Below are 14,219 nucleotides of genomic sequence, written 5' to 3'. Positions count from 1 at the left end.
TTAGGAGCTGCCTTCGGCAGCTCCTACAAAGGGATCTTAGGCACCCCCTCAGGTTGCTTCCTTGCCCAACCAGCGATAAATCCCGCCACCGACCACCGCGCCAATCAACGGCGCGACCCAGAACATCCACAGTTGCGCGATCGCCCAGCCCCCGACCATCAGTGCCGGCCCCGTGCTGCGGGCCGGGTTTACCGAAGTGTTGGTGACCGGAATCGAGATCAGGTGGATCAGCGTCAGGCCCAGGCCGATGGCGATCGGTGCCAGTCCTGGTGGTGCGCGTCTATCGGTGGCGCCGAGGATGATGATCACAAACATCGCGGTCATCACCAACTCAGTGACAAACCCGGCGGCCATCGAATACTTGCCCGGCGAGTGTTCGCCATAACCGTTGGACGCCAGGCCGGCGGCGATATCGAAGCCCTCTTTGCCGCTGGCGATGTGCGCAATCAGCGCTGCCGCGAGAATTGCGCCGAGCACTTGGGCAATGATGTAAGCGGGCAGCTCTTTGGCCGGAAACCGACCGCCGACGAACAGACCGACCGAAACGGCCGGGTTGAGGTGACATCCGCTGATGTGGCCGATGGCGAACGCCATGGTCAGCACCGTCAGACCAAACGCCAGGGCCACCCCCAGCACCCCGATTCCCAACGGTGAAGACGCGGCGATCACCGCGCTGCCGCAACCACCCAATACCAACCAGAACGTACCCAACAACTCAGTGACTGAACGTTTGAACAGAGACATGAGAGGCGTCCTTGATAGCCCTGCTATCGAGACTGCATCGAGTTGTGCGTCCTTGCAGACTTACGACAGGCTCCGTTCCGGAGCCTTGGCTGAGTACAGCAGGCTTTTTGCCGATTTCCAGCGGCCACAAAAAAACTGCCAGCGCCCGTGGTTGGCGGGCTGTGGCGGTGATCGTTCCCACGCTCTTGGAGGGGTCAGTCGATGCCGACAAACCCCCCGGTCTGATGCGCCCATAGCCGTGCATACAAACCACGGTGGGCGAGCAATTCAGCATGGGTGCCGCTCTCGGCAATCTTGCCGTTCTCCAGCACCACCAGCCGATCCATGCGCGCAATGGTCGAGAGACGGTGGGCAATGGCGATTACGGTTTTGCCCTGCATCAGGGTTTCCAGACTTTCCTGAATCGCCGCTTCAACCTCCGAGTCCAGCGCCGAGGTCGCTTCGTCCATGATCAGGATCGGCGCATCCTTGAGCAGTACCCGCGCAATGGCGATGCGCTGGCGCTGGCCACCGGACAATTTCACCCCGCGCTCACCGACATGCGCGTCAAACCCGGTACGACCTTCAGCGTCCGACAACAGCGGAATGAACTCATCGGCGCGCGCCTTGTGCACCGCATCCCACAACTCGGCATCGGTCGCATCGGGTTTACCGTACAGCAAGTTGTCTCTGATCGAACGGTGCAGCAGCGAGGTGTCCTGCGTGATCATGCCGATCCGCGCGCGCAGGCTTTCCTGGCCGACTTCGGCGATGTTCTGACCGTCGATCATGATCCGCCCGCCCTCGACGTCGTAGAGGCGCAGCAACAGGTTGACCAGCGTTGATTTGCCGGCACCGGACGGCCCGATCAAACCGATTTTTTCGCCCGGTTTGATGTTCAGGTTGAGGTCGCCAATGATCCCGCGCTTCTTGCCGTAGTGAAAATCCACGTGCTCGAAACGCACTTCGCCACGGGCCACGTCCAGCGGTTTGGCCTGTTCGTGATCGGTGACGCTGACCGGTTGCGAGATGGTGCGCAAACCGTCCTGGACCATGCCGATGTTTTCGAAAATGCCGGTGACCACCCACATGATCCAGCCGGACATGTTGACGATGCGGATGACCAGGCCGGTGGCCAAGGCAATCGCACCGACAGTGATCAACGACTGCGTCCACAACCACAGGGCCAACGCGGTGGTGCCGACGATCAGCAGGCCGTTCATGGCAGTGATCGCCACGTCCATGCTGGTGACGACGCGGCCGGCCATTCGCGCTTTGACGGTCTGTTCTTCGATGGCTTCCTTGGCGTAGTGCTGTTCGAAGTTGGTGTGGGCGAACAGCTTCAGCGTGGCGATGTTGGTGTAGCCGTCGACGATGCGGCCCATCAGTTTCGAGCGCGCATCGGAGGCTTCCACCGAGCGATCTTTCACGCGCGGAACGAAGTAATACAACGCGCCGATGTAGGCGACGATCCACGTCAGCAGCGGGATCATCAGGCGCCAGTCGGCCTCGGCGAACAACACCAGCGAACTGATTGCGTAGATCACTACGTGCCACAGCGCATCCACCGCTTGCACCGCCGAATCACGCAGCGAGTTGCCGGTCTGCATGATGCGTTGGGCGATGCGCCCGGCGAAGTCGTTCTGGAAGAAGTTCAGGCTTTGCTTGAGCACGTAGCTGTGGTTCTGCCAGCGGATCATGCTGGTCATGCCGGGGCTCAAGGTTTGATGCACCAGCAGGTCGTGCAGGCCGAAGAAAATCGGCCGCAGGACGAGGGCAACCACCAGCATCCACGTCAGTTCGAGGGCGTGGTCGCTGAAGAAATTCGGGTTCGGTGTACCTTGGGCCAAGTCGATGATACGGCTCAGGTAACTGAACAGTGCCACTTCGATCAACGCGGCGAACAGGCCGACGACGAGCAGGGCGGCAAAACTTGGCCAGACTTGTTTGAGGTAATAGGTATAGAAGGGCCAGACGCGATCTGGAGGGGACGCCGTCGGCGCCTCGCGGAATATGTCGATCAGTTGTTCGAAACGGCGATAGAGCATCAGATAACCGCCCGGAGTACGGGCTCTCCTTTTATCGGTGTGAGCGGCGCGGGATCAGGCCAGCGCCGCTCGATACGCCCTGTACAGCTTAGTCGATGACTTTGGCCGACTTGATGAAAACAGGGTCGGCAGGTACATCTTTCATGCCGCTTTTGGTGGTGGTTGGCGAGTTGACGATGATGTCGACCACGTCCATGCCTTTGACCACTTTGCCGAATACTGCGTAGCCGTCGCCTTGGTCGAGGAAGTCGTTGTCCTTGACGTTGATGAAGAACTGGCTGGTCGCCGAGTCAGGTACAGAGGTGCGGGCCATGGACAGTGTGCCACGGACATTATGCAGGCCGTTTTTGGATTCGTTCTTGATAGGGGCCTTGGTTTCTTTTTGCTGCATCTGTTGAGTGAAGCCGCCGCCCTGGACCATAAAGCCCGGGATCACACGGTGGAAAATGGTGTTGTTGTAGAAGCCGCTGTTGACGTAATCGAGAAAGTTTTTGGTACTGATCGGCGCCTTGACCGGGTCCAGTTCGATTTCGATCTGGCCGTTGGTGGTGTCCAGCAGCACGTGCGGTGCTTTGGCCGGCGTGGCAGCCATCAGGTTGGCGGCAAACAGCACAGTACCAGCGGCGAGGGCGAGTTTTTTCAACATGGGTCAGTGATCCTGAGATTGAGTATCGGCTGCGGCGAGGAACTCCAGCAGCGTTTGGTTGAAGCGTTCGGGTTGATCCAGCGGGGTGGCGTGGCGCGAATCGGCGATCACCACCAGCCGCGCATTCGGCAGCAGTTTTACATAGGTTTCTTTCAGCGAGACAGGCGTGTAGTCACGGTCGGCGCTGATGACGAGCGTTGGACAGGACACTCGGGAAAGTCGTTCCTGAACGCCCCAGCCAACAATCGCATCGAAGCTGGCGAGATAAGCACGTTTGTCGTTTTTTGCCCAGCGTTCGGCCATTTTCTGCCGCAGATCGGCTTGTTCCGGTTTCGGAAAAAGTTTGCCGCCAAGGGCTTTGCCGATGCTGGAGAGGCTCAGCAGTCGCATCAGACTCCAGCGTTTGAACCACTGCCAATAATCGTCGCGGCTGCGGATTTTGACTTCGGGTGCGCTGTTGACGATGGTCAGGCTTTTCAGCATTTGCGGCTGATCGACGCCGAACTGGAAGCCGATCATGCCGCCCATCGACAGCCCGACGTAGTGCACCGGGCCGAGGTTCAAGTGCTCGATCAGCGCCAGCATATCGGCACTGAAACCGGCGATGCTGTAGCGCTCGCGCGGTTTGTCCGAGCGCCCGTGGCCGCGAATATCCGGGACGATCACCCGGTAATGCGCGGCCAGTGCCGGGATCTGCATTTCCCAGTCCAGTGTGCTCGAACCGAGCCCGTGAACCAGCAGCAACGGCGTACCGTGGCCATATTCCTCGTAGTGCAGGTTGCAACCTTCGTGCTCGAAATACGCCATCGGTGAACTCCGTGTCAGGCTTGTTCAGGGGCGGCGAACGGTGCGTCCAGCGGCAAAGTGTCGAAGGTACGCAGCAGTTCGATGAGGATTTGCGTGGCCGGGCCCAAGGGTTTGTCCTTGTTCGAATACAGATAGAAGCTGGAATTGCGGTTGCCGCCCCTGTCCAACGGTAGCAGCTTGAGCGAGCCATCTTTCAGTTCGCGCTCGATCATGTGCCGTGGCAGCCAGGCAAAACCGAGGCCGCTGCTGACAAACGTGGCCGCCGTGGCAAGGCTGCCAACGGTCCAGCGCTGCTCGGCGCCGAGCCAGCCGACGTCCCGTGGTTGCTGGCGGCCGGAGTCGCGAATCACCACTTGCATCTGGGTCTCCAGATCCTGAAAGCTCAGTTCGCGATTGAGTCGATGCAGCGGGTGATCGGGATGGGCGACGGCGACGAACTCGACGTCGCTCAATTCCGCACCGAGGTAACCGGGAATGCTCAGGCCAGTGATGGCCAGGTCGGCCACACCTTCGAGCAGCACTTCCTCGACACCCGACAATACTTCTTCACGCAGACGTACGCGGCAGCCGCGACTCTGCGGCATGAACGCGGTCAGTGCGCGAACGATGCGTGCGCTCGGGTAGGCCGCATCGACCACCAGCCGCACCTCGGCTTCCCAACCTTGTTCCATATGGTGGGCAAGGTCTTCCAGTTGGCTGGCCTGTTTCACCAATTGTCGCGAACGACGCAGCAACACGCCGCCGGCCTCGGTGAGCACGGCTTTACGCCCATCGATGCGCAGCAACGGCACGCCGAGCTGGTCCTGCATACGGGCGACGGTGTAACTCACCGACGATTGCGAACGGTGCAAGGCCTCGGCGGCCTGGGCGAATCCGCCGTGGTCGACCACGGCCTGCAATGTTCGCCATTGATCCAGGGTCACGCGGGGCGCTTTCATCAATAGCTCCTCTTGTCCTAAGCTGGCCGTCCCTCATGGAGACTGCCGAATGAAAAAATTCTGTTGTGTGCTGCTGGCGTTGCTTCCGCTGACTGCTTTTGCGTACCCGATCGATGTGCAGAAAGATCTCAATGGCATGAAGATCGATTACGAAACCTTCGACACCGATAACGACATCGGCTCGATTCGGGTGGCCAACTACGGTGATGTCGATGCATCCTGCAAAGCGGTGTTCAGCAATGGTCCGGAAGCACCGCGCACCCGCACAATCGAGGTACCGGCCGGCAAACATAAAAACGCCACGGCCAAGTTCACCCGCGAGATCATCAAGCTGCGCATCAAACTGACCTGCAGCCCGAAATAACACCGATCCCTGTAGGAGTGAGCCTGCTCGCGATAGCGGTGTTTCAGTTAAAACAGATGTAGCTGACACACCGCTATCGCGAGCAGGCTCACTCCTACAGGAGCATGGTTCAGCATCTAAACGAATTATTCGATACTTTGCAGCAATTATTTGCGCTTTTTCATCGATTCGACTCTGTTTAACCTTCACTCCATCGACCTACAACATTCTCGGATGGAGGCTACACACCATGTCCCGCGTTCTGATCATTGAAAGCAGCGCCCGCCAACAAGATTCGGTTTCCCGTCAACTGACCCAGACTTTCATCAGTCAGTGGAAGGCGGCGCATCCTAACGATCAGATCACCGTACGTGACCTCGCCGCGAACCCGGTGCCACACCTGGACAGCAACCTGCTGGGCGGCTGGATGAAGCCAGCCGAGCAGCGCAACGACAGCGAACAAGCCTCGCTGGACCGCTCCAACGAATTGACCGATGAATTGCTCGCCGCCGACGTGCTGGTCATGGCCGCGCCGATGTACAACTTCGCCATCCCGAGCACCCTCAAGGCCTGGCTCGACCACGTGCTGCGTGCCGGCGTGACCTTCAAGTACACCGAAACCGGCCCGCAAGGCTTGCTCAGCGGCAAACGTGCCTACGTACTCACCGCTCGCGGCGGCATCTACGCCGGCGGCCCGGCGGATCATCAGGAACCGTACCTGCGTCAGGTCATGGGTTTCATCGGCATCAACGACGTGACATTCATTCACGCCGAAGGCATGAATCTCGGTGGCGACTTCCAGGAGAAAGGCCTGAATCAGGCCAACGCCAAGCTGTCCCAGGTCGCTTGATAGGTTAATCGCCAGATAATCCCCGATTGTTTAAGTGACCTGGCGCAACCCCTTCAAGGCTCTACGCGCATCGAACCTCCCTTTGCACTTGTTGCTCCTGAGTGCTGTAGCCCGATTGAACGCATTAGCGAGATCGGGCTTTTTTTTGCCCGTAACTCACCGATCCCCTGTAGGAGCTGCCGCAGACTGCGGCAGCTCCTACAGGGGGATTTTTGTTGGTTGCGGGGTGGAAAAACCGCTATCGTCGCCGCCATTCGATTTCGAGGCGAGCATGGGCTATCTACTTTTTGTCACGCTGATCCAGGCGTTTTCCTTCAGTCTGATCGGCGAATACCTGGCCGGTCATGTCGACAGCTATTTCGCGGTGCTGGTGCGTGTGGTGCTGGCCGGGCTGGTGTTCATTCCACTGACCCGCTGGCGTTCGGTGGAACCTTCATTCATGCGCGGCATGCTGCTGATCGGCGCCTTGCAGTTCGGCGTGACCTACGTCTGCTTGTACCTGAGCTTCCGGGTGCTGACGGTGCCCGAAGTGTTGCTGTTCACCATCCTCACGCCGCTGCACGTGACGCTGATCGAAGATGCGCTGAACCGCCGCTTCAACCCATGGGCGCTGATCGCCGCGCTGGTGGCGGTGAGTGGGGCGGCGGTGATTCGCTTCGACAGCATCAGTCCGGACTTCTTCATGGGCTTCCTGCTCCTGCAACTGGCCAACTTCACCTATGCCGCCGGGCAGGTGATGTATAAGCATCTGGTGGCCATGCACCCGAGCGATCTACCGCACTATCGGCGCTTCGGCTTCTTCTACCTCGGTGCACTGGCGGTGGTGTTGCCCGCATTCCTGATGTTCGGCAAAGCGAATTTCCTGCCGGAAGCACCGTTGCAGTGGGGCGTGTTGCTGTTCCTCGGCCTGGTCTCGACCGCGCTGGGCATGTATTGGTGGAACAAGGGCGCGTGCATGGTCAACGGCGGCACGCTGGCGGTGATGAACAATTTGCATGTACCGGTGGGGTTGCTGCTGAATCTGCTGATCTGGAATCAGCATGAGGAACTTGGAAGATTGTTCCTCGGTGGCAGCGTCATCCTTGCCGCCGTATGGATCAGCCGACTGGGCATCCGCAAATCCCCAGCCACTGCATAACCCCTGTAGGAGTGGTGGGGTTACATGAGGTGTTTCTGCGGTTCAGGAATGCTGGCTGCGCCGAGCACCGCCGGCAGCAATCCAGAGCGCAAATCCCCACCACTCGGCTGTTGATACAGGCTCAGCCCGAACTCCGGCAATACCGCCAGCAGATAATCAAAAATATCGCCCTGAATCCGCTCGTAATCGGCCCACGCCGTGGTGCGGGTGAAACAGTAGATCTCCAGCGGAATGCCCTGCGCGGTGGTCTGCATCTGCCGCACCATGCAGGTCATGTTTGGCTGAATCTCCGGATGACTCTTCAGATACGCCAGCGAATAGGCGCGGAAAGTGCCGATATTGGTCATGCGTCGACGGTTAGCCGACATCGCCGCGACATTGCCCTGGGCCTCGTTCCACGCTTTTAATTCGGCTTTCTTGCGGCTCATGTAATCGGTGAGCAGATGCACCTGGGAGAGCTTTTCCTCCTCGTCATCACGGATGAAACGTACGCCGCTGGCGTCGATGAACAGGCTGCGCTTGATCCGTCGCCCACCCGATTGCTGCATGCCGCGCCAGTTCTTGAATGACTCGGACATCAGCCGCCAGGTCGGGATCGAGACGATGGTCTTGTCGAAATTCTGCACCTTGACCGTGTGCAGGGTGATGTCGACCACATCGCCGTCAGCGCCGACCTGTGGCATCTCGATCCAGTCGCCGACACGCAGCATGTCGTTGCTGGTCAACTGCACGCTGGCAACGAACGACAGCAGCGTGTCCTTGTAGACCAACAGAATCACCGCCGACATTGCACCCAGACCAGACAGTAGCAACAGCGGTGAGCGGTCGATCAGTGTGGCGACGATGATGATCGCGCCGAACACATACAAGACCATCTTCGCCAGTTGCACGTAGCCTTTGATCGAGCGCGTCCGGGCGTGTTCGGTACGTGCATAGATGTCGAGCGACGCATTGAGAAGGGCGCTGACCGAGAGCAGCAGGAAAAGAATGGTGAACGACAACGCCACATTGCCAAGAAAGATCATGGCGGTTTTGCTTAATTCCGGCACCAGATGCAGGCCGAACTGGATGACCAACGACGGCGTCATCTGCGCCAGGCGCTGAAACACCTTGTTATGGCGAAAGTCATTGATCCAGTGCAGCGCCGGCTGGCGGCCGAGCATGCGGCTGGCGTGCAGGATCAGGTAGCGCGCAACTCGTCCGAGCACTAGCGCGATGACCAACAGCAACATCAGCGCCAGGCCGGATTGCAGAAACGGATGCTGTTCCAGGGTGCCCCAGAGGTCTTGGGCTGTAAGCCAGAGCTGTTTGAAATCCATGGGAGAACGATTCTTCTGTGAGACGCGATGAGTAATTAGAGCATTTAAAACGCGCGGTATTGCCGTTGATGATAAATCAGGCAACAAAAAATGCGCCTGCATTGGTGTGTGGGGGGCTCGGCGTAGCACTGTCCGGGCGCGCCGTACAAGGTGTGAATGATCGCTGTTCGCATAGATGAATTTGTGGATCTACGTCTTTTTTTAGATTGATTAATGACGTCAGAAAGTTGTCGGTTGGGGCGAAACCTGTAAAGCGCCTGGGAACTCGAAGCGTATCTATCCAGAACGTTAATTTTGGCAGGTCACAATAAATAAGTTTCGCACTGATAGATATCAGCAAAATGGACGTCGCACCATCCTGACTAATCGTTAGTTATGGGGTTTTAGCGCCTATTAATAGTTTTAAGTTGATGATTTTGAAGTGCTTTAAATAATGTAAGATTCAGTTACACTTCTACGGATTTACTTATCGTTCAACGCAAATGTAGTCTGCAAAAACTTTCTACCTTGCAGACGGAACTTGCATGGAAAACAACTCTGGAGCTTTCTTCGGAAAGCACACTCTTGGCGAGCTTTATAATGTCGCTCCGAAAAAACTAAACGACCTAAGTTTTCTGACTGAGCTCTTGTGCGCTGCGGCGACTAAAGCGGGCGCAACTGTCTGTGGAACTGTGTCCAAACAGTTTGATCCGCAAGGCGTTACAGTTCTGGTTTTACTGGAAGAGTCTCATGCTTCCTTTCATACCTACCCTGGTTAAACTGGAAGATTTATCTTTGGGTTACGGCGCAGAACCGGTATTTGAAGGCGTGGCGCTGTCTCTTGCCGAGGGTGACCGATTAGGCCTGGTGGGTAGCAACGGTTCCGGCAAGTCGTCCCTGCTCAAATGTATCTCCGGTAGTTCAGATGATTACAGCGGATCACTGACCAGACAAAAAGGTCTGAAATCCTTCTATGTCCATCAAGGTTTGATTGAGCTCGCTCAAGGTAATGTGACATGCGACGTTTTTCTGCGTGGTTATCTCACGGATGCCGTGGATGACTGGAAAATTGACTACACTTTTGAGTCATTGAAATTTCCGAAGAAGTATCGGGAGTTGCAAATCCGTGAGTTAAGCGGTGGCTGGAACAAAATGTTGATGTTTGCAGCTGCTCTGATATCCGAGCCTGATTTGTTGATCCTTGATGAACCGACCAATCACCTGGATATGTACAGGACAGATATTCTCGTTGATGTTTTGCAAACCGTTGGCTGGGTCAATACGTTGTTGGTTGCCAGCCATGATCGTTTTTTTCTCGACGCTGTGACTCAGCAAACACTTTTCCTTGATCGGATAGGGGTATACAGATTTCCCTACTCGTATTCTCGTGCAAAAGGCTTTATGTATGAGAAGGAACGCGAACTCGAGAACTCCCTGCAGGACCGAAAGTCAGAAATTGAAAGATTGACTCAAAGTGCGAAATTACAACGTCAGTTGGGTGTCAATAATTTTTCTGACAAGGCCTCTCAGAAAGCCAAGCAGATCGAAAAAAAGATAAGAGTGCTAAAGACGACGTTACCCGATCGACAGACCGTTGATACTGTGCAAATCAAATTGGAAACCGAGTCGATCGAGGCGAAGTATCTGATCAAACTCTATGATTTCAAGGTGAATAATCCTTCGGGAGAGTTGTTATTCACGGTTCCAGAGTTGGAAATAAAACGAGGTGACAGGATTGTTATCACCGGCGCCAATGGGTCTGGCAAGTCATCTTTTCTTCGTGTTATCGCGGGATTGTCGAGCGACGCGCTGGAACTGACTCCTAGCGCTCGAGTCGGGTACTTCGAGCAGAGCTCATCCAGGCTATCAGTTGATAAATCCATACTCGATTTTGTTTTAGAAAACGCTGAGCCCGATTCAACTCGGGCTGTTGCACTGCTGGCTTCGGCGGGTTTCACCTATCTTGATACAAAAAAAAGCATGCTGCGAACCAGCTTCGGCGAGAGGGCGCGACTGTCTCTGTTGGCGCTACGGCAGACCAAACCAAATTTTTTGCTGTTGGACGAACCCACGAACCACCTTGATATCAAGTCCCAGGAAATGTTGGAGGATGAAATCAGGCGCATGAACTCTGCGGCATTAATTGTTTCTCACGATCGACGTTTTGTTGAGAATGTCGGGAACAGATTTTTTTCAATCAAAGGTGGTGTTCTGGTGGAGGGGGCCTTTCATGGAGAGGAATCTTTTTGAGGATAAGATCAGACTGGATTTAAAGAAGTTAAGATTAGATATGGACGCGTTGAAGTTGCGCGAGGATATCTCTGCTCTCATGCGTCAGTCGACTCTGAAAAGCATCTGCTATATCGCTTTGGAATATTTCATCATTGCGTTTTCGGTTTGCCTGGTGTTGAATTTCAGTTATTGGTTCATTCCGTTAAGCGTCATTCTTATGGGCGCGCGGCAGCGTGCACTCGTCGTATTGGTGCACGAAGGTTCACACCGTAATCTTTCCGCTAGTGCTTTACTGAATGACGTCATGACCAAGTTGTTTTGTGCATTGCCGATGATCATATCGCTTGATTCATATAGAAGTATTCACGGGCAGCACCATCGATATCTCGGTGATCCGGAAAAAGACAGTGACTATCTGCATGATCCCCAGTTGGTTGAAAAGGGCTGGATAAAGCTTTACTGCTCTGAGCTATTAAGCCTGGAGTCGTGGTTGGGTAATGCTTTTGGTTTGCCGGTGCAACTGAAGTTGGCATTGAATTGTTTGCTATGGTGGAGTGCAGTCCTTGGATTGATATTTTATTTTTCTGGTCTGGAGGCCGTTGCTGTTTTCGTCGGGCTCTGGATTATTTCCAGAGCAACCGTTTATCACGCGATCATCAGCTTTGTGATCATATCGGATCATGTTGGTCTTGTTCCCGGTGGAATCATGAGCTTCGCCAGAAACCATCCTTCCACGGGGTTCCTGAGGAAAATGGTTCATCCGCATTTCAATGGTTTGCATTTGACTCACCATTTATTGCCGACGGTGCCGTATCACAACCTCAAGAAAGTTCATGAGGTACTATTGGCAGTGCCGGATTATAACAAGGCAGAACACTGCTATACTTATTTTACCGGGACGCATAGCGTAATTGAGTCTTGGTGCAGGAAGATATCCAAGGGAGCGGAATCTTGATTACACCATGTATAGATAACGAATACGAAAAACTCGAAGCGGTTTTGTTGTCTCAGCCTTTGCTCAGTCACGCCTGTCCTGAGTTTCCGACCGAGAAGTCCTTGGGCCAGTACGCCAGGTTAGTCAGTGAGTTGGAAAAGCGGGATATTCACTGCCTATATGTAAAGTCTGAGCTTGATTTGCCTTATCAATGTTATACCCGAGATAGCAGCATTTTTACGCCGTTCGGCGTCTATGTAAATAACATGGGTTTTTGTGAGCGAGAGAAAGAGACGCAGTTGATCAAAGAGTTTGCATCTGATCATGGATGGCCTCTAGCACATGAGGCTCAACAAGGGACGTTGGAGGGCGGAGACGTCATCGTTGTACGAAACGGTCTGGTTGTCATCGGGACGAACCAATTGAGGACATCCCATTCAGGTGCGACTGAAATTCAGGATTTATTCATAGACAACGGCTGGAAGGCATTAATAGTCAATTACGACGTCACACTGAGGCATCTTGACGTCGCCTTGGGCGTTATTGATAAGCATACGATTGTCTATGCTGCTGGAAAGATTGATGAAGAGGAAATAGACCGATTAAGGACGGAAGGGATTGACTGCATTCCAGTGGACGTAACCGAAACGCCGTTTGCCTGTAATTTTGTCAATCTCGGCGACGGTGTGCTATTGACAACTGTACTTTGCCCCGCAACCAGGGCAGTGTTCCAGAAGCTCGGCTGTACGTTGGTCGAAGTAGATCTGTCTGAATTTATAATGGACGATGGTGGCCCTCATTGTTTAATACAGTGCATTGCCAGAAAGATGCTAAAGGACTATTGATGATTCGCTTGAGTAATATATTAGGTGTTTACCGACTGGCGCTGCCTCTGGCTGTTTCGAATTTGATCGTATTTGCCTCGGGAGCGATTGATTATTTTTTTATTGGGCGACTGGGGGAGCAAGAACTTGCGGCCGCTTCCCTGGCGTTTAACCTGTATTTTTTTATAAAAATTCTCGGGGATGGAATTATTCTTGCGATCATCCCGATGCTAGGGAAGTTGGTTGAGGCCGGCGCGTATAAAGAGGCCACGCAGGTTGTCCTGAACAGTGTAATCGCGTTGGCGGTTGTGTCATTGCTGGCGAGTCCCTTTTTGATAGGTGGCGAATGGTTGCTCAATGTTCTCGAGCAGCCGCGTGAACTGACCAGTCTTATGTTTCCGCTTTTTCTCTCTCTCACGATCAGTTTGCTGCCGTCTTTTGTATTTACCATTCTGGTTACTTATCTTTCTGTGCTGCATGCACCATGGGAGGTTTTCAAGCAATCGCTGCTGTATTTGTTGGCGAAGTTGCTTGTTGGCTACTGTCTGTTCACGGTGTTCGACGTGGGGCTTCCGAGTGTCGGGATTTCGACATTGCTCTGCAGCTTCATGGCGATTTTGGTGGCGGGTGATCATCTGTATCGAAAGCGGCGAATCGTGTTCTCTGCGAATAGATTCAAATTCAGTCGGCACTTGGTATCGCAGGTTCTTGCTATTGGCACACCGATCGGGCTGCTCGAACTCTCGACTATTGCCTCGACCATGGTTGCTGCGTTTTTCATGTCACCCTTCGGCGAGTCGGCGATTGCGGCCAATGCCTTGGCTGTGCTCTCTATAGAAATCGTCATTGTTTTGATGTTCGGCTTCAGTGACGCTTCTGCGATATTGGTTTCAAAGTCTATTTCGTTGTCGGAATCACGGCGCAACATCATTTCTGTCCTGTTTGCTGGTTTGTTGTTTTCGATCGTATTGCTGTTGGTTATGTTTGCTTTCAAAGGGGATATTCCCATTTTGTTTTTACCCGATTCCTCTGGGTCAGCTGATACCTTGCAGCTCACCGAAGACTTCATCGAGATTGCATTGTTCTTGTTTGTCTTTGATTCGGTAGCCATTATTTTGCGCGGAGTTATGCAGGGCTATGGTGAAACCGGAAAACAGCTTTTTATCAGCCTCTTGGGTAACTGGCCGATAGGTCTCGGTTTGGGACTTGCGCTGGCTTATGCGGGAGGTTTTGACGCCAAAGGGATATGGTATGGCATGGCAGCCGGCCATTTATTCACGTTTGCAGGCATGGTTTTGCTGGTGATTTTTCGTGATAAGGAACAGCGACTTGACTCAAAAGCTCGCTCTCTGACTTCCTGAGGTGTGCTGACAGATAGAAGATGTGTCGGTGGCTCGGAAGGCGTTTTCAGGACGCAGTTGAGTCCACCCGATGGCGT

The 14,219-nt window shown here is 54.4% G+C and carries 14 protein-coding genes; 8 read left to right on the top strand and 6 right to left on the bottom strand.

Features of this window, described 5'->3' with window-relative positions:
* Positions 1 to 48: 48 nt before the first annotated feature.
* From aqpZ to ACM6JQ_RS07955, 5 genes are all read right to left on the bottom strand, one after another.
* The gene (aqpZ, locus tag ACM6JQ_RS07975) at positions 49 to 744 is read right to left on the bottom strand and encodes an aquaporin Z (RefSeq protein ID WP_123376300.1); all 696 of its coding nucleotides are present in this window, start codon (positions 742 to 744) and stop codon (positions 49 to 51) included.
* Positions 745 to 938: 194 nt separating this feature from the next.
* Positions 939 to 2,771 carry an ABC transporter ATP-binding protein gene (locus ACM6JQ_RS07970; protein WP_007914438.1) on the bottom strand — a complete coding sequence of 611 codons (1,833 nt, stop codon included), beginning with the start codon at positions 2,769 to 2,771 and terminating at the stop codon, positions 939 to 941.
* 88 nt (positions 2,772 to 2,859) lie between these two features.
* Entirely contained in the window at positions 2,860 to 3,417 is a 558-nt protein-coding gene (locus ACM6JQ_RS07965; protein WP_007914440.1) for a peptidylprolyl isomerase A, read from the bottom strand.
* Positions 3,418 to 3,420: 3 nt separating this feature from the next.
* Positions 3,421 to 4,224 carry an alpha/beta fold hydrolase gene (locus ACM6JQ_RS07960; protein WP_095113747.1) on the bottom strand — a complete coding sequence of 268 codons (804 nt, stop codon included), beginning with the start codon at positions 4,222 to 4,224 and terminating at the stop codon, positions 3,421 to 3,423.
* Between the two features lie 14 nt (positions 4,225 to 4,238).
* Positions 4,239 to 5,162 (bottom strand): LysR family transcriptional regulator, encoded by a 924-nt coding sequence (locus ACM6JQ_RS07955; RefSeq protein WP_007914443.1) that lies wholly within the window; start codon positions 5,160 to 5,162, stop codon positions 4,239 to 4,241.
* Positions 5,163 to 5,211: 49 nt separating this feature from the next.
* Here ACM6JQ_RS07955 and ACM6JQ_RS07950 point away from each other — a divergent pair, with 49 nt between their 5' ends.
* From ACM6JQ_RS07950 to ACM6JQ_RS07940, 3 genes are all read left to right on the top strand, one after another.
* Entirely contained in the window at positions 5,212 to 5,526 is a 315-nt protein-coding gene (locus ACM6JQ_RS07950; protein ID WP_095113746.1) for a 3-phosphoglycerate kinase, read from the top strand.
* A gap of 229 nt (positions 5,527 to 5,755) precedes the next feature.
* Complete coding sequence (locus ACM6JQ_RS07945; RefSeq protein ID WP_007914445.1) at positions 5,756 to 6,355, top strand: FMN-dependent NADH-azoreductase; 600 nt, start codon at positions 5,756 to 5,758, stop codon at positions 6,353 to 6,355.
* A 271-nt stretch (positions 6,356 to 6,626) separates the two neighbouring features.
* Positions 6,627 to 7,493, top strand: a complete 867-nt coding sequence (locus ACM6JQ_RS07940) for a carboxylate/amino acid/amine transporter (RefSeq protein ID WP_414893521.1) — start codon at positions 6,627 to 6,629, stop codon at positions 7,491 to 7,493.
* Positions 7,494 to 7,513: 20 nt separating this feature from the next.
* Here the strand turns inward: ACM6JQ_RS07940 and ACM6JQ_RS07935 are convergent, their stop codons facing one another.
* On the bottom strand, positions 7,514 to 8,812 hold the full coding sequence (locus ACM6JQ_RS07935) for a mechanosensitive ion channel family protein (RefSeq protein WP_414893520.1): 1,299 nt from the start codon (positions 8,810 to 8,812) through the stop codon (positions 7,514 to 7,516).
* Positions 8,813 to 9,336: 524 nt separating this feature from the next.
* On the opposite strand from ACM6JQ_RS07935, the gene ACM6JQ_RS07930 reads away from it, so the two are divergent.
* The 5 genes from ACM6JQ_RS07930 to ACM6JQ_RS07910 are packed head-to-tail and all read left to right on the top strand — an operon-like array spanning position 9,337 to position 14,142.
* On the top strand, positions 9,337 to 9,570 hold the full coding sequence (locus ACM6JQ_RS07930; RefSeq protein WP_414893519.1) for an S-adenosylmethionine decarboxylase family protein: 234 nt from the start codon (positions 9,337 to 9,339) through the stop codon (positions 9,568 to 9,570).
* Positions 9,542 to 11,041, top strand: a complete 1,500-nt coding sequence (locus ACM6JQ_RS07925; protein ID WP_414893518.1) for an ABC-F family ATP-binding cassette domain-containing protein — start codon at positions 9,542 to 9,544, stop codon at positions 11,039 to 11,041. Before ACM6JQ_RS07930 ends, ACM6JQ_RS07925 begins: the two co-directional genes overlap by 29 nt.
* 40 nt (positions 11,042 to 11,081) lie before the next feature.
* Positions 11,082 to 11,978 (top strand): fatty acid desaturase, encoded by an 897-nt coding sequence (locus ACM6JQ_RS07920; protein ID WP_176472356.1) that lies wholly within the window; start codon positions 11,082 to 11,084, stop codon positions 11,976 to 11,978.
* The gene (locus ACM6JQ_RS07915; protein ID WP_095113744.1) at positions 11,975 to 12,802 is read left to right on the top strand and encodes a dimethylarginine dimethylaminohydrolase family protein; all 828 of its coding nucleotides are present in this window, start codon (positions 11,975 to 11,977) and stop codon (positions 12,800 to 12,802) included. Before ACM6JQ_RS07920 ends, ACM6JQ_RS07915 begins: the two co-directional genes overlap by 4 nt.
* Entirely contained in the window at positions 12,802 to 14,142 is a 1,341-nt protein-coding gene (locus ACM6JQ_RS07910; RefSeq protein WP_095113743.1) for an MATE family efflux transporter, read from the top strand. The genes ACM6JQ_RS07915 and ACM6JQ_RS07910 overlap by 1 nt, the downstream gene beginning before the upstream one ends.
* Positions 14,143 to 14,219 lie beyond the last annotated feature (77 nt).

The sequence above is a fragment of the Pseudomonas sp. IT-232MI5 genome, from assembly GCF_949767845.1.
Lineage (GTDB): Bacteria > Pseudomonadota > Gammaproteobacteria > Pseudomonadales > Pseudomonadaceae > Aquipseudomonas.
The sequence above is the reverse complement of the archived record's forward strand: the minus strand, read 5'-3'. Positions and strand labels throughout refer to the sequence as shown.